This is a genomic window from Phycisphaerae bacterium, from assembly GCA_017999985.1.
Lineage (GTDB): Bacteria > Planctomycetota > Phycisphaerae > UBA1845 > Fen-1342 > JAGNKU01.
The window spans coordinates 547343-564176 of the sequence record JAGNKU010000001.1 but is presented as its reverse complement, the minus strand read 5'-3'; the positions used below and the strand labels follow the sequence as shown (position 1 = coordinate 564176).

Sequence of the window (16834 nt, the reverse complement as noted above, 5' to 3'; positions counted from 1 at the left end):
GCCGCGGCGGCCGGAGGCCGGCGACACGCGGCCTGCCGTCGAGCCGGCTTCGGGTTCGCGAAAACAGGCCGGGGGCCTGTTGGAGGTAGAGAGATGCAAACCAAACATCGATTTCTGCGGCGCCAGCCACGGCGAGCGGCCGTGGTGGCGCAGGTAGCCGTGTGCTCGACGGTGCTGATCGGGCTGTGCGCCCTGGTGCTGGACATCGGCCAGATGCACCTGGCCCGGACGGAGCTGCAGCGCAGCGCTGATGCGGCGGCGCTGGCGGGCGCGTCGGCGTATGCCGAGGACGAAGGACTGATCCAGAGCGACACCCTCGGCGCGTTGGCGTACCAGCGGGCCCTGCAGTTCTCGCAGTCAAACCTGACGCTGGGGGCACCGACGTTCGTGGAGCCGGCCGACGTGGTGGCGGGAACGCTGAACTGGCAGAACCCGCAGGCGGCCCTGGACACCTCGGGCGCGAACCGTTTCAACGCCGTGCAGGTGCTGGTCCGCCGGACGTCGGACAGCGCCAACGGCGCGGTCGTGTTCAGCTTCGCGAAGATCCTCGGCTTCAACCAGGGCGACGTCACGGCCTGGGCGACGGCGGCGTTCGACGATCGTTTTGGCGGCTACCGGGTGACCGAGGAGTGTAACCTGGTGCTCCCGTTCACGATTTACCGGGACATCTACAACCAGCAACTGCTGAACGGACCCGATCAGTTCTATTACGACCACAGCGCGGACCAGGTGCACGACGGGACTGACAACGTCGTTGAGGTGCATCTCTACCCGTACAAGCTGAGTGGCGAAGGCGACGGCGCCGGCAACTTCGGCGTGCTGAACATCGGCACCGGCAACCAGGGCAGTACGTTTCTGGAACAACAGATTCTCGACGGCGTGTCGGCGGCTGACCTGGAGGCGGAAATCGGGACCTCGGAGTTGACTTTTGTCGGCCCCAACGGCCAGCCCATCGCTTACAACATTACCGGCTCACCCGGTCTGAAGGTAACGATGGAGGACTCCGTCATCGCCCGTATGGGCGACGTCGTCGGGTTTTTCCTGCACGACGCGGTGACCCTGGACGGCCAGAACGCGATCTACCACATCGTCGACATGCGTTTTGGGCGGATCATGCATATCGACCTGACCGGCTCCCCGAAGACCAAGCGGCTCGTGATTCAGCCGGTGGCGTACACCGGCCCGGGCGTGGTGGTTCATGACTACGCACCCTCCAGCCGCGGGCAGGTGGGTGCTTTGCGAATCGTACGCTAGGAGGATGATCCGTTGTTACCCGGCGAGCAGAGGCACAACGCTGTACGGCAGTGCTCTGGCCGGGCTGTCCGGGCGAAATCGCCGACCCCCCGGACGCGGACCCAGGAAAAGGAGCCACTCATGTACCGTGCGCGACGTAACCACCGCCGGGTCGGCACCGTGGTGGTGCAGGTCGTCGTCTGCTCAACGGTCCTGCTCGGATTCTGCGCGCTGGCGCTGGACATCGCCCAACTCCATCTCGCCCGCACAGAGCTGCAGCGCTCGGCGGATGCAGGCGCGCTGGCGGGCGCTTCGGTTTACCTCGAGAACGCGGGTCTGTTGCAGAGCAACGACCTGCGGAATATCGCGATCCAGCGGGCCCAGGCCTACGCGGCGCTCAACGTGACGCTGGGCCAGCCCACGCTGCTGGACGCCGCCGATGTAGTCGCCGGCACACTGGACCTGGACAACCCGGCGGCGCCGCTCGACACCTCGGGCGATGCGCGGTTCAACGCCGTCCGGGTGCTCGCCCGGCGGACGGACGGCAGCAGCAATGGCGCGGTGGTCCACAATTTCGCCAGGATTCTGGGGTTCGCGGAGGGCGGCGTGGGGGCCAGCGCGATCGCCGCATTCGACGACCGCTTCGCCGGCTACCGGCAGACCACGCAATACGGGCCGCTGGTGCCCTTCACGATCCACCGCGATGTTTACGCCGACATGCTGGAGAACGGGCCGGACGAGTACTCCTACGACAGTGACAGCGACATCGTGCTGGAAACTGCGGATGACGTCCGCGAAGTCAAGCTTTATCCGTACTGGGACAACGCCCCCGGCAATTTCGGTCTGCTCAACATCGGTACGCCCAACCATGGGGTGCCGGCGCTGGAGGAGCAAATCCTGTACGGCGTCACGGCGGCGGACTTGGAGTTGGAGATCGGCACGTCAGAGCTGACGTTTTATGACAGTGCTGGCCAGCCGACGACGTACAACATTACCGGCACGCCCGGACTGAAGGTCGGCCTGTCGGATGCGGTCGAGCAGCGCATCGGGGATGTAATCGGGTTCTTTTTGCACGACCAGGTGACGGGCAACGGCGCGAACGCGGTGTACCGGATCGTGGACCTGCGCTTCGGCCGCGTGATGACGATTGACCTGCACGGCAACCCGAACCACAAGCGATTGCTGATCCAGCCGGTGGCGTACACCGGCCCGGGGGTGGTCGTGCATCATGACGCACCTTCCAGCAATGGGCAGGTGGGTGCGCTGCGAATCGTGCGTTAGGAGGTGATGCTGCTGTAGCCCGGCGGGCAGGGGCAGAGCGCGGTACCGTCCTGCCCAAGCCGGGATGTTCGGGACAGATCGTGATTGACCGGACGCTTTGAGAGGGAAAGGAGCGTGTCATGTACCGTGCGCGATGCAGCCATCGGCGTAGCGGAACCGTGGTGGTGCAAGTGGTAGTCTGCTCGGCGGTCATCCTGGGAATGGGGGCGCTGGTGCTCGACATCGGGAGCCTGCGCACTGCGCAGACCGAACTGCAGGTCGCGGCGGACGCCGCGGCGCTGGCGGCGGCGATGGAACTGGTCGGCAACTACCAAAGGGGAGATCCGCAGGCGGCTGCGGTGGCGGCGGCGAACTTGTACGCCAGCCAGAACGCGGTGGGCGGCCAGCCGCCAGCGGTGCTGAGTCAGGATGTCGAGTTCGGCCGGGCGATATTGGACCCGGCGACGGGCAAGTTTCAGTTTGAGCCGGGCAGCTCCAACTACGACGCGGTCCGCGTGACCGTGCGACGGGTGGGGGGCGAGGACGGCGCCGCGCCGGTGCACGTGCCGTTCCTGTTTGCTCCGATCTTCGGGCAGAGCGGCACCGAACTCGAAGCGCGGGCCGCGGCCGTGCTGATCCCGCGTGACATCGCGGTGGTGATCGACCTGTCGGGCTCGATGGATGACGACAGCGAGCTGCGGCACTACAAGGATTACTATGGCGATCAGGGGGACCCGCGGCCGGCCATGCAGATCAACCTGCGCGACATCTGGTGCGCGCTGGATGGTCCGGCGCCGTCGCGGCCGTATGTGCCCGGCGCGGAAGATGAAACCGAGTACGCCGATGACCTCGGCCCCACCATCGGCGCGATGGACACGTGGGGCAGCCCGGTGGTGCCGCAGACGTATGATCCGGCCTCGGACCCGGGTCTGTGGTACAGCCGCAGCGGCTACAACTTCACGAACGCCGCCGGACTCGCCAGCCTCGCGGCGCGCGGCTACTCGGCCGACGAGATCTCCTGCCTGGCGAGTGCGGCCCAGGACGGCAGCTACACGAACCAGTGGCGCAACCGCACGGCGGTGATCCTCGGCCTGGCGACCTGGAAAAGCGGCCGGGTGGGCGGCACGCCCGGGGGCGACGGCGACAGCCGCGTTGAAGACAACGTGGCCGGCGAGTTCACCTGGCGCGCGTACCCCGAGTACCGGGTCTCGTGGACGTGGTCCGGATACATCAGCTACGTCACCGGCTCGAACGCGATGACCGGGATCAACTCCGCGTTGCGTTACCGCTTCGGGCTGAAGACCTTCACCAACTACCTGCTCGAATCGGCCTCGCAGTACAACCAGACGAACATCCTGTGGCAGACGCCCGAGCAGCCGCTGCGCGCCGTGAAGGACGCCGTGCAGGCCATGACCGACGTGATCGTGGGGCTGGATAGCCTGGACCACATGTCGCTGGAGGTCTTCGCCCAGACGACCCGCCACGAGGTGGACCTGACGGATCAGCTCCAGGCGGTGCCGGAGCGGCTCTACCACATGCAGTCCGCCCATTACAACAGCTACACGAACATCGGGGGCGGCATCCTGGCCGGCATCACCGAGCTGCAGTCCGCGCGGGCCCGCAGCTCATCCGCGAAAGTCATCGTCCTGATGTCCGACGGCAAGCCGAACGTCAATGAGAACGGCGTGTACGAAGGCTTCACGGAGAACGTTTTCAGTTACGTGCGCGAGATGGCGCAACTGGCCGCGGATCAGGGGATCCGCATCTACACGATCAGCGTCAGCGGTGACGCCGATATCGATCTCATGGCCGAGATCGCGATGATGACCGGCGGTCAGCACTTCCACGCGGAAGGCACGCCGGAGGAGTATGCCGATCAGCTTGACATGATCTTCCGCTCGCTGGGCGGAAAGCGCACGGTCGCGCTGATCGAGTAGCCGTTCGGTCGCCGGTGCGGGGCGCGGCCCGTCGGGGTTGCGGCCCGGCCCGAGCGATCGCGAGACACGACACCCGGGCCGCCGTGGCCGCGAGAGCAGGGCTGGAAGACCAGGCCCTGTTCTGGCGGCCGGAGTGCAGGTGGCCGGCCACGAAGGAGTCCGACAGCCGTGAGCAAGCCGGTGCGGGTCATCGTCGTCAACACCGACGAGCAGGCCGCGCCGGAACTGCGCTCGCTGCTGCTGAGCATCGAGGGCGTCAAGATCGTCGCCGAGGTGGACGAGCCCGCGCTGCTCGTCCAGGCGCTCAACCAGTTCCCGGCCGAGGTGGTCCTGCTGCACCTGGACCCGAACCCGGCGGCGATGATGGAAGTCGTCGCGCCGCTGCTCACGCCGCGCAAGGACCAACTGGCCAGCATCGCGATGACCGAGGACCGCGACGCGGAGCTGGTCATGCGCGCCATGCGGGCAGGCATGCGCGAGCTGCTGTGGAAGCCGTTCCCGCCCGAGCAACTGGCGGAGATCCTGCGGCGCGTCGCGCACGAAGCTCCTGCCGGTGGCCGGCGGGCCGGGCGCCTGCTGCCGGTCGTCGGCTGCTGCGGCGGGGTGGGCGCGACCACGATTGCGACGAATCTGGCGGTCGAGCTGGCGCAGTTGGAGAACTGGGCGGGCGGCCAGGGCAAGCCGAAGGTGGCGGTGGTCGACCTGGATTTCCGCTTTGGGCAGGTCGCGATGTTCCTGGACGCGCAGCCCACCTACACCATCGCGGAGCTGTGCGAGACGCCCGAGCACATCGAGGCCCAGATGATCGAGCGCGTGATGGTCAAGCACCCCAGCGGCGTGCACGTGCTCGCACATCCCAACGACGTTGAGCAGGCCGAACGGATCAGCGCCGCGCACTGCGCCGGCGTGCTGGCCGCGCTGCTCGAACACTACGATTTCGTCGTCGTCGACGGGCCGGTACGGATCGACCCGTCCGCGCGGGCGGTCTTCGACATGACCGATCTGTACCTGCTCGTGCTGCAACTGCTGGTGCCGCCGGTGCGCAACGCGGACCGGCTGCTGCACGAGCTGCGGCGCGGCGGTTACAACGTCGACCAGGTGCGCCTGGTGTGCAATCGCTTCAACCGCGAGTCCGGGTATCTCGAGCCGGGGGACGTCGAGACGACGCTCAATCGCAAGCTGCAGTGGACGTTGCCCGAGGACTGGAAGACGGTGAGCACGGCGGTGAACGTCGGCACGCCGCTCGCGGATTTCGCGCCCAAGTCGCGGCTGCGGGCCGCGCTGCAGCAGATGGCCCAGGAGATCGCCCTCGGCCAACCGAGCGGCGCGTCCACGGACACCGAGAAAAGCAACGAGTCGCCGAAGAAACGCCTGTTCTCCCTCTTTCGCAGCTAGCGGGGGGCACGGGCCGGTCCTGAGGAGCATCGGATGGCGCTGTTCACCAAGAAGACGGTCAAGGAAAGCACGGGAAACCCCGCGCGCGTCGCATCACCGCCGACCACCAAGCCGCCGCTGCCGGAGCCGGCGGCGCCAGTCACGACCCCCCGGGGACCGACGCCCCCGTCGGCCGCCAAGGCACGGCCCGACCCGCTCGCCGACGAGCGCTTGCGGAAGTACCAGGAGATGAAGGCCGGGATCCACCGCAAGCTGGTCGACCAGCTCGACATGACCAAGCTGGCCCAGAACGCCAGCGAGGAGATCCGCAACCAGGTGCGGCAGATCGTCACCGACCTGTGCGACGAGGCCGACTCGCTGCTCAACTTCGCCGAGAAGCAGCGGCTCGTGCAGGAGATCCTGGACGAGACCTTCGGGCTCGGGCCGCTCGAGTCGCTGCTGGCCGACCCGGCGGTATCGGACATCCTGATCAACGGCCCGCACCACGTGTACGTCGAGCGCGCCGGCCGGTTGTCGCTCACCGATGTGAAGTTCAAGGACAATGGCCACCTGCTGCACGTGATCGACAAGATCGTTTCACCGCTCGGCCGGCGCTGCGACGAAGTCTCGCCGATGGTCGACGCGCGCCTCAAGGACGGCAGCCGTGTGAACGCGATCATCCCGCCCCTGGCGATCGACGGACCGTCGGTGTCGATCCGGCGCTTCGGCAAAGACCCCATCACGTGGGACGACTACCTGCGTTTTCGTTCCTGCGCGCCCCAGATCGTCGAGTTTCTGCGGGCCTGCGTCGTCTCCGGCCTCAACATCGTCATCCTCGGCGGCACGGGCTCCGGCAAGACGACCCTGCTGAACAACCTGTCCAGCTTCATCCCGGACGACGAGCGCATCGTCACCATCGAAGACGCGGCCGAACTGCAGCTCCGCCAGCCGCACGTCGTCCGCCTCGAGACGCGCCCCCCCAACATCGAGGGCAAGGGCCGCATCACCATCCGTGACCTGCTGATCAACGCCCTGCGCATGCGCCCCGACCGGATCGTCGTCGGCGAGTGCCGCGGCGGCGAGACGCTGGACATGCTCCAGGCCATGAACACCGGCCACGAGGGCTCAATGACCACGATCCACGCCAACAGCACGCGCGACGCCGTGCAGCGCGTCGAGACGATGGTCATGATGGCCGGCTTCGAGTTGCCCTCGCGGGCCATCCGCCAGCAGTTCGCCTCCGCCGTCAACGTGATCGTGCAGGCCGCCCGCCTGACCGGCGGACCGCGCAAAATCGTGTCGGTCACCGAAGTGCAAGGCATGGAGGGCGACGTCGTCACCATGCAGGACATCTTCAAGTTCGAGCAGGACGGCGTGGGCCCCACCGGGAAGGCTTACGGGCGCATCGTTTCCACCGGCGTACGCCCGGGATTCCTGGACCGGATCCGCTCCGCCGGCGCCGTCGTCGATAACGACTGGTTCAACCCTCGTGATCTAGTGGTCGATGAGCAATAAGGCATGATTCCACATCTGCTATTACTGGGAGCAGGGTCCGTCGTGCAATCGGCGTTCCTGATCCTCCTGCCCCTGCTCGGCTCGATCCTGCTGGCCTATGGTGTCTTCCATGTCGTCATGGACCTGCGCGCCGGCGACCGGCGGCGCGTCGTCAACCGGCTCAAGGGCGGGGCAAGCAAGCAGCGCGACACCGAGCTGGACTTCGAGAACTTCCGCAAGCAGACGGCCGAAGCGACCGGGGCGCTGGCCCGCGCGATCGCGAAGCTGAGTGTCACGGCCCGGTTCCAGCGCATCCTGGAGCAGGCCAACATGCCCTGGTCGGCGGCGCAGACCCTCGTGAACCTGACGGCCGTCGCGGCGGTTGCCCTGGCGGTGCTGCTGGTCCTCAAGGTGTCGCCCGTGGCGGTGGCCGGCGTGGTGGCCGGCGTCTACGTCCTGCCGATCCTGTACCTGACACGCCGGCGGAACAAGCGACTGAAACGGCTCACCGAGCAATTGCCGGACGTGTTCGAGCTGCTGGGGCAGGCGCTGCGGGCCGGCAACTCGCTGGCGACGGCGATGCAGCTCATTGCGAAGGAGCTGCCCGATCCGGCAGGCACCGAGTTCGGCCGCGTTTTCCACGAGCAGAACCTGGGCCTGAAGATCGAGGACGCGCTGCGCAACCTGGCCGAGCGCGTCAACGTGCTGGACGTACGCTTCTTCGTGACGGCGGTGCTGATCCAGCGCCAGGTGGGCGGTGACCTGGCCGAGGTGCTGGACAAGATCAGCTCGGTGATCCGCGAGCGTATCCAACTGTTCGGGACGGTGAAGGCCCTGACGGCGGAGGGACGCTTGTCGGGCTACGTGCTGCTGGCCCTGCCCGTGCTGGTGTTCTTCATTCTGATGTGGGTGAACCCGGAGTACATGAGCCTGCTGATCACCGACTCGACCGGTAAGATGGCGCTGACCGTCGCGATCGTGATGCAGCTCATGGGCTGGGCCCTCATCAAGAAGATCGTGAATATCAAGGTGTGAGGAAGGAGGCCGCCCGCGCGCCGCCCGCGCGGCCGGGAAAAACGCCATGGACACGAACGTACTCACGGTCATCATCCTCTTCATCGTCGCCCTGGGGCTGATCGCGTACAGCGTGCTGCCGCGCCGGCGGAATGACAAGGACGCCGTCAAGCGGCGCCTGTGGGGGCGGCGCGGCGCCGACGAAGAGGCCGAGATCCGGGCGCGGGCCCGCGAGTCCTCCACCAACGAGCTGGTGCGCAAGGCGGCCCCGGTGCTCTCCAAGCTCGTCATGCCGACGAACGAGGAGGCCCAGAGCAACCTGCGCATGAAACTGGCCAGTGCCGGTTTCCGCCAGGCTCAGGCCCAGATGACGTTTCTGGCTAGCAAGACCGCGCTCGCGCTGACCGGCCTGGTGCTGGGCGGGTTGGGTGGCTGGGCTGCGCACATGCAGATGCTCAGCGTCGCCGGCCTGGCGTTCTTCTGCGCCGGGGCCGGCCTGATGCTGCCCGATCTCTGGCTGAGCGTCACCGCCAGCAACCGCAAGCAGAAGATCCGTCACGGCTTGCCCGACACGCTGGACCTGCTGGTCGTGTCGGTCGAGTCCGGGCTCGCGCTCGACGCGGCGTTCAAGCGGGTCGGCGACGAGATGGCCTCGGTGCATCCGGAACTCTCCGAAGAGCTGCGCATCGCCACGATGGAGACGCAGATGGGCCTGCAGCGCAACGAGGCGCTGGAGAAGATGGCCCGCCGGGCGGCCGTGGAGGAGATGCGCAGCCTCGTCTCAGTCGTGGTGCAGGCCGAGAAGTTCGGCACGAGCATCGCGCGCGCCTTGCGGAACCAGGCGGACGCGCTGCGCATCAAGCGCCGGCAGGCCGCCGAGGAAAAGGCCCAGAAGACCGCGGTCAAGCTCATGATCCCGCTGGTCCTGTTCATCTTCCCGGCGATCGCCGTGGTGGTGGCGGGTCCGGCCGCGATCAGCGCAGTCCGCGCCTGGCAGGCAAACCCGAACCTGGGCGGGTAGGCCGGAAGGCGGCGGTCATAAGTCCTCAGCCATCAGTGATCAGTCATAGGTCAGCAGACCGCGGCGCGCGACGGCTTCGTGGCGCGTTTACGCGGGCGGCGTGACCCAGTCCGCGTCCGCACGTCCTACCAGGCTCAGGGGTGCCGTCGGCAGTGACGCCGGGTTTCGGACCCATTCGCAGAGAGCGACGGGCTCGGTGTGAGATCGGTGCCTCTGGGGGGTACGGTCATTGAGCCCCAACAGGGCTGAGGAAGAAGGAGGACAGCGATTCGCGCCGCGGCCTGGCTACCTCGGGTCGTGCCACATGGGCGTGAGAGTGGTGGGCAGTGCCGGCGTTACGCGTCGATCCACGCCCAGTGGTGGGCTACGCGACCACGCGCCCGCCCGAAAAAAGCTTGAAAACATAAGCGGGAACGGGCCCGGGAGCGGTATGATGACCTTGGACGGCCCCAAACGGGGGCCGCACGAATGCATTTCATGCAAATGGGAGAAGGGAAATGAAACGACTGCTTTCACTCGGAGCGCGCCATCTGTCTGGCCGTTGCGCAATTCTGCTATTGGGGCTGGGCTGGCTGGCGGCATCTTCGGCTGGACAGACGACCGCCACGTGGACGGGCGCAGCGGGCGACGGCCTGTATGCCACCGCGGGGAACTGGGACATCGGGATGGTGCCGCTGAACGACGGCATGACGACGTACGACGTCGTCATTCCGGCCGCCTTCACGGTGTATTTCGACGTCGACGTTCCAGGTACGGTCACCGACCTGAACCTGGCGGCCGGCAGCACGTTGTACATTGATCCCGGCACGAGCCTGACGGTACTGGACGATGCCCACATCGCCGGCGTGATCAGCGCGGACAACGGCGATTTCCTGGCGCTGGCTGCCGGGACCGCGTTCTATGGGAACCAGTCGCGCCTGGCGGCGTACGGCGGCGGGCAACTCGCGCTGGCCGCGACCACGTACTCCTCCCAAGGCCTGACGGCGAACAACACGACGCACACGCTGTTCTCGGCGCACGGGGCCGGCAGCGTGCTGGACCTGTCTACGTTGCAGACGCTCAACGCGTCCTTTAACGACAACTCGGGGTACGTGACCGTTCATCGGGTCTTGGCGACCAACAGCGGAGTGCTGGATCTGTCCGGCCTCCAGGATGTGACGGGGCCCTGGCGCAGTGAGGACCGTTTCGAGTTCATCATCAGCAACGACGGCACACTGCCACTGACCGGGCTGCAGTCGGTCAGCGGCGGCTATGTCCGCTTCCTGATCAGCACGCCGAGCTACGCGCTGCCTTCGCTGCTAACGGTGGCCAACACGACCTTCGATCTGGCTGTGGGGACGACGCTGGACGTGCCCCTGTTGACGACGTTTTCGGGCGGGACGCTCAACGTGCCGAGCGCGGCCACGGTGAACGCGAATAACCTGCTGGGATTCGGCAGTTCCACCAATGCCTTGAACATCGCGGATGGGGGTGCCTTGAATGCCCCGCAGCTCGTCAGCCTGCAATACGCGGTGGTCAGTCTGAACCCACTGCGCACGTTTGTGACGGGCCCGCTCCAGAGCCTGGACAATTCGAAGCTCGCCGTGGCGGGGGGGATGCAGTTCGGCTGCGCGTACGGGGACGTGGTGGCGCCCACGTATTCATCGCAAGGCCTGACGGCGGAAAACACGACGCACACCCTGTTGTCGGTCGACGGGACCGGCAGCGTGCTGGACCTGTCGTCCCTGCAGACGCTGAACGGATCGTTCAACGACAACTCAGGCTACACGACCGTCCACCGGGTGGCAGCGACCAACGGTGGCGTGCTGGATTTGTCCAGCGTGCAGAACGTCACGGGACCGATTCGCGGCGAGGACCGCCTGGAATTCGTCCTCAACAGCGGCGGCGTGCTGGACCTGACGGGGCTGCAGTCGGTCAACGGCGGCTACGTGCGGTTCCAGCTCAACGCGCCCAGCTACATGTTGCCGGCGCTGAGCGAGGTGGCGCGCACGACCTTTGATCTGGCAGCCGGGACGACGCTGGACCTGCCCGTGCTGACGACATTTGCGGGCGGGACGCTCAACGTGCCGAGCGGCGCGACGCTCAACGCGAACAACCTGGTGGCGCTCAGCGGCTCCACGAACACGGTGAACATCACGGACGGCGGTGCGATCAACGCTCCGCAGCTCGTAACCGTGCAGTACGGGGTGCTGAGCCTGAATCCGGCGCGCACGTTCGCGACCGGCGCGCTGCAGAGCCTGGATAACTCGAAGATCGCCGTGGCGGGCGGGCTGCAGTTCGGCTGCGCATACGGGGACGTGACGGCGGCCACGTATTCATCGCAAGGCCTGACGGTGGACAACACGACGCACACGTTGTTCTCCGTGGACGGGACCGGCAGCGTGCTCGACCTGTCATCACTCCAGACGTTCAATGCCGCGTTCAACGACAATTCGGGCTACACGACCGTCCACCGGGTGACGGCGACCAACGGCGGCACGCTGGACCTGTCCAGCGTGCAGACCATCGCGGGGCCGGCGCGCGGCGAGGATCGGTTTGAGGTGACCGCCGAGAGCGGCGGGACCGTGAACCTCTCACACCTTCAGTCCGTCACCGGCACCGGCCCGACGAAGTTCACGATCGGCGGCGCCGCGACGATGCTGTTCGGCAACCTGACGGCCTCCAGCAACGTCCAGATCGCAGTGACCGACGTGACGTCCACGATGGATGTGGCCGGCAACCTGTTCCTCGACGCGGGCAGCTTCAGCATCGCGGCCGGCGGACAGGTCTCGGTGGGTAGGAACTTCCAGTTCGCGTACACCGCCGAGGCGAACATGAGCGCTCAGGCGGGCATCCTGGAGTTCGACGGCACGATGCCGCAGTATCTCGAGATCGGCGGGACGGACGTGGGCATTCCGCCGCCGGATGAGAGCGTGCTGAACTTCGGCCTGGGCCAGTTGATCGTCGGCACGGACACGCAGCCGACGGTGGTGCAGCTCATGGAGGTGGTGAACAACGGCAACCGCGGCACCAACGTGCCGGAAGCCCTGTACCTGTACGGACTGGGGGGCCCGGACGGGCTGGTGATCAAGAACGGCTCCACGCTGCGGCTCAACGCGCTGAACTGCTACGCGAAGATCGGCGGCGTGTGGGTGGATGTGCAGAGCCTGTTCGAACCAGGCGAGACGGAGATCCCCTTTGACGAGGGTTACATCCGTCGCGACGGCGGCACCGGCGTGGTGGGTGACCTCGACTGCAGCGGGCGGGTCGGGTTCGGCGACATCAACCCGTTCGTGCTCGTGCTGACGAATCCGGCGGCTTACGAAGCGATGTACCCGGACTGCGACATGGGGCTGGGCGACATCAACGGCGACCGGACGGTGGACTTCGGCGACATCAACCCGTTCGTCACGCTGATTACACAGGCGGCCAAGTAACGGCGGCGCGGTCGCAGCCCGCCGCAAGAGCATCCACGGCTTGGCCGGGCCAGACGGCGAACCAGACGTCTGGCCCGGCGTACGCTTCCCCGAAGACATTCCGCGCCCGCTGCGCCGGTTGCAGCCGCGGCGGCGTCAACGCATACTAAGGTGAACCGGGGACGGAGTGGTCCGGCGGGCGGGCCCCGTGAGTGCGGGGTATGCGCCCGACGGCGTTGGCCGCGGAGGTCGCGGATGCAGATGTACCGATTCACCTGGCTGGTTGTGCTCCTGACGTGCACGAGCCTGCCCGGCGCGGCCTTGGCACAGCAGACCAAGGCCCCCAAGCTGGTCCTGTCGCAGGAAGCGTGGAACTTCGGCGAGGTCTGGCACCCCGACAGCCCGACGATGACGCTGATCGTCCGGAACGAAGGCAACGCCGAGCTCGTCCTCACCAACGTCACCTCGACCTGCGGCTGCACCGTCGTCCAGCCGGCCCGCGACCGCATCCCCGCCGGCGAAAACACCGAGGTCAAGGTGCGGTACAACTCCGAGGGCAAGCAGGACCACGTCGACTCGAAGGTCATCATCGAAAGCAACGACCCGGCGCGGCCGAAGGTCGAGATGCGGATCGACGGGGTCGTCCGCCGCGCCGTCAAGCGCACGCCGCTCGGCGGGCTCACCATCCGTTCGCTCGATCCGTCGGCCGGGCAGACCGGCAGCATCCGGCTCGAGAACCAGATGTCGGAGCCAATGAAGCTGAAGCTGATCTCGACCAACCTGCCGGACCTGGACGTTGAGGTGCAGGAAGTCACGCCGGGGCTGGTGTACATCGTGACGGCCAAGACGAAGCACGAGTTGCCGCCGGGGTCGCTGCGGCGCGGCCGACTGATCTTCTCGACGGGGCTGTCCAAGGAGTCGCAGGTTTCGATCGGCGCGCGTGTCGAGATCATGTCGCGCGTCCAAGTCATGCCCCCGATCATCTACCTGGACCCGAAGACGGCCACGACGGCCGGTGAACGCGCCGTGAGCCTGCAGTACTACGGCACCGGCCCGTTCAATGTCACCGGCGCGACCGCGAACCACCCGGATATCAAGGTCACGGTGCGGGCGCCGGAGCCACCGATCGGCGGGCTGGAGAAGCTGACGCCCAAGCTGACGTGTGTCGTGCGGACGCAGGTGAAGCTGCCGCCCGCGAGCGCATTGCCGCCCGAGGGGGCCGTGATCACGTACACGACCGACGACAAGGACTTTCCGAAGCTTGAAGTGCTGGTGACCAGCGACCCGCACGAGTGGGACCTGAAGCTGCGCGGGCCGCCGGAAAGCCCGCAACAGCCGGTGCCATAGTCGCCGGCTGGCGGTGGCAGCGCGGGCGGCGGGCCCGCGCGTGTGCCTGAAACCCCTGGGGCCTTGGCAGGAGATTGCAGTTCATGGTTAGCCGATACTGGGCGTGGGGCGCGGTGTGGATTGCGGGGATGGCGTGCGGGGGCGCGGCCTGGGCGCAGGCGCCGGCGGCGGCACCGGCCGGCGCGGGACCGCGCTTCGAGATCAGCCCGACCGAGTTCAACTTCGGCACGGCGTGGCAGGGCCAGCCGCTGAAGCAGGAATTCACCATCAAGAACACGGGTGACGCCCCGTTGACCCTCGAGGTCAAGAGCTCCTGCGGCTGCACCGTGCCCACGAAGCCGAAGAGCCCGCTGGCGCCCGGCGCGTCGGACACGATGACGATCACGTATGACTCGCTGCGCCGGCTGGGACCGGCTAACCAGACCGTCACGCTGACATGCAACGACCCGGCCCGCGGCTCCACCGTCATCAAGATCACCGGCGAGGTGAAGCCGATCTATGAGCTCGAGCCGAAGGACGGGATGATCTTCGGGCAGCTTTACCAGCAATCGCAGGAATCGAAGGCCGTCGAGGTCGTCAACAAGTACACAGACAAGCTATTCCTCAAGCTGAAGGAGGGCCAGGACTTCGGGCCCTTCGCGGTCGAGATCCAGGAGATCGAACCGGGGCAGCGCTACAAGCTGACGGCCAGGACGCAGCCGCCGCTCAAGGTTGACCGCTACCAGGCGAACGTCGTCCTGACGACGGGGATCGAACTCGTGCCGGAAATCTCGGTGCCGATGTACGGGTTCGTGCAGCCGCCGGTGTCGGTGCGGCCCGCGAAGCTGTATCTGCCCAGGAACGCGGTGAGCCCGATGACGCGCGTGCTGCGCGTTTCGCACGCGCCGGACTACCCGTGCGAGATCGAGTCCGCGCAGGCCAGTCACGACGCGATCAAGGTGACCTTCGGGCAGGCCGCGCCCGGCGCTGCTGGCAAGTCCGCCGCCGTTTACGAGGTCACCGTCGTGCTGCCGCCGGGCGACCGCATCCCCGCCGGCGTGGAGCCGCGGATTGAAATCAAGACCACGGCCGCCGACGCCGAGTACCGGACGCTGAGCGTGCCGATCCAGATCATCGCGCCGCCGCCGGCGACTACGCAGCCGCAGGCCGCGCCAGTCGCGCCGCCGCAACCGGGATAGGCACCGCCCGCCGCGCGGGGTGGCGAGCCGAGGGCGCGTTTGCGGGGGCGTGCTCGCGTCAGAGCAGGCGGTATGACCGCGGTGCGCGGCCGGGCCGGGCGGTCAGGTACTATCGGGCAGTGGGGAATCCGCCGCGTGGCGACGCGGAAAACCGTCGTCGGTCTTCGCATGACCACGGGCGCCGAAACCGCGGTAAATGATTGCATGTCCATGTGTTATCGCACGTGCCCCGATCCGGGAGCGGTAGTGACAAGTTTCTCTTGCTCGCGACGACGAAGTTGAGTATACTTCCCTTGGCTCCCCTTGTTGCCGTACCCGGCATGTCTTGTCGGCTCCCCCCTGCCGGGACCACGGCTCCATGTTTGTATTTCTGCGTGGTGGTGTGCATCCACTGGATGTGCAGCCCCATTCAGAGGCCGCGTCGCGCGGGCAGAGCCGCGCGCCGCGTCAGGAGAAGGATGCGAGTGCAGGATGGGAGAAGCGATGCTTCCTGTTGAGCCGACGACCACGTCGACGAATCTGGTCAAGCTGGTGCCCAAGGCGAAATTGCCTTCCGCGCCCGTGATGCAAGTGCTGAGCGCGGCCGAAGCCAAGTTGCTCAAGCGCCTGGTCAGCGAACCCGTCGAGTACGTCCCCGACCCGTTTCTGGACCAGCCGGCCGCAGCGGGGCTGCTGCACCGGCCGCTGTACGAATGGGAGGACGTGCCGACCCACAGTGACGACAGCGGCGTCTACGGACTCGAACAGCCGGGCGAGGCGGTGCGCCAGCTCGAGCGCGAGCGATACCTCTTTCTGCGGCTGAATTACTGCCGCCGGCAGATGTTCAACATCCTCACCGAGTTCGCCGGGCGGCGCCTCACGGAGGAAGCCGCACGGGCCCTGCTGCGGTGGGAGCAGTTGACGACCGGGACGCGCGGCGAGGTGGTGCGGGAGAACATCCCGCTGGTGCTGGCGATGGCCAAGCGGACGCGGATCACCGGCGTGGATCTGACGGACCTGATCAGCGAGGGCAACCTGGCGCTGCTGCGTGCGGTGAACAAGTTCGACTGCGCGCGCGGCTATCGCTTCAGCACGTATGCCTGTCGCGCGATCCTGAAGAGCTTCTCGCGCGTCGCGACGCGGATGGCACGGCACCGGGGACGTTTCCCCACCGAGTTCGATCCGGCGCTGGAGCGCGGCAACAGTCTGGAACAAAACCGGGTGCGGGCGGAGGGCGAGTGCGTGCACGAACTCAAATCGATTCTCACGGACAACAGCGCGCGCCTCAGCGACGTCGAACAGAAGGTCATCCTGGCCCGCTTCGCGCTCGACCCGTGCGCGGGCGACCCGGCCGAAAAGGCCAAGACGCTCGAACAGGTCGGCGAGATGATCGGCGTGACCAAGGAGCGCGTCCGGCAGATCCAGAACAAGGCCCTGACCAAGTTGCGGGCAGCCCTCGAACAGGCCGTCCTGACGCAGTAGCCGGCGGATGCGGGGGCCGGCCCGGCACTGGGCAAAAAGCGGCCACCCTGCCGCATGACTGCCCCTCATCGGTTGCTCGCGGCACGAATTGGAGTTATTCGTGCCCTGCGGGGAGAAAGG

The 16834-nt window shown here is 66.9% G+C and carries 11 protein-coding genes; all 11 read left to right on the top strand.

Translation table 11 applies throughout. The annotated features are described in order from the left end of the window. Positions 1-93 precede the first annotated feature (93 nt). Positions 94-1254 carry a hypothetical protein gene (locus KA383_02225; protein ID MBP7744918.1) on the top strand — a complete coding sequence of 387 codons (1161 nt, stop codon included), beginning with the start codon at positions 94-96 and terminating at the stop codon, positions 1252-1254. 120 nt (positions 1255-1374) lie between these two features. After that, a complete protein-coding gene (locus KA383_02220) occupies positions 1375-2514 on the top strand; it encodes a hypothetical protein (GenBank protein ID MBP7744917.1) in 1140 nt (379 codons plus the stop codon). 119 nt (positions 2515-2633) lie between these two features. Further along, complete coding sequence (locus KA383_02215) at positions 2634-4430, top strand: VWA domain-containing protein (protein MBP7744916.1); 1797 nt, start codon at positions 2634-2636, stop codon at positions 4428-4430. Between the two features lie 168 nt (positions 4431-4598). Next, positions 4599-5825, top strand: a complete 1227-nt coding sequence (locus tag KA383_02210; GenBank protein ID MBP7744915.1) for an AAA family ATPase — start codon at positions 4599-4601, stop codon at positions 5823-5825. A 228-nt stretch (positions 5826-6053) separates the two neighbouring features. After that, positions 6054-7319 (top strand): CpaF family protein, encoded by a 1266-nt coding sequence (locus KA383_02205; protein MBP7744914.1) that lies wholly within the window; start codon positions 6054-6056, stop codon positions 7317-7319. A 3-nt stretch (positions 7320-7322) separates the two neighbouring features. Next, the gene (locus KA383_02200; GenBank protein ID MBP7744913.1) at positions 7323-8333 is read left to right on the top strand and encodes a type II secretion system F family protein; all 1011 of its coding nucleotides are present in this window, start codon (positions 7323-7325) and stop codon (positions 8331-8333) included. Between the two features lie 46 nt (positions 8334-8379). After that, positions 8380-9333, top strand: a complete 954-nt coding sequence (locus tag KA383_02195; protein MBP7744912.1) for a type II secretion system F family protein — start codon at positions 8380-8382, stop codon at positions 9331-9333. A gap of 497 nt (positions 9334-9830) precedes the next feature. Continuing rightward, entirely contained in the window at positions 9831-12749 is a 2919-nt protein-coding gene (locus KA383_02190) for a hypothetical protein (GenBank protein MBP7744911.1), read from the top strand. Between the two features lie 234 nt (positions 12750-12983). Then, positions 12984-14075: a DUF1573 domain-containing protein gene (locus tag KA383_02185; GenBank protein MBP7744910.1), complete on the top strand. Its 1092-nt coding sequence runs from the start codon at positions 12984-12986 to the stop codon at positions 14073-14075. Between the two features lie 83 nt (positions 14076-14158). After that, positions 14159-15253 (top strand): DUF1573 domain-containing protein, encoded by a 1095-nt coding sequence (locus KA383_02180; protein MBP7744909.1) that lies wholly within the window; start codon positions 14159-14161, stop codon positions 15251-15253. A gap of 483 nt (positions 15254-15736) precedes the next feature. Continuing rightward, positions 15737-16714 (top strand): sigma-70 family RNA polymerase sigma factor, encoded by a 978-nt coding sequence (locus KA383_02175; GenBank protein ID MBP7744908.1) that lies wholly within the window; start codon positions 15737-15739, stop codon positions 16712-16714. Positions 16715-16834 lie beyond the last annotated feature (120 nt).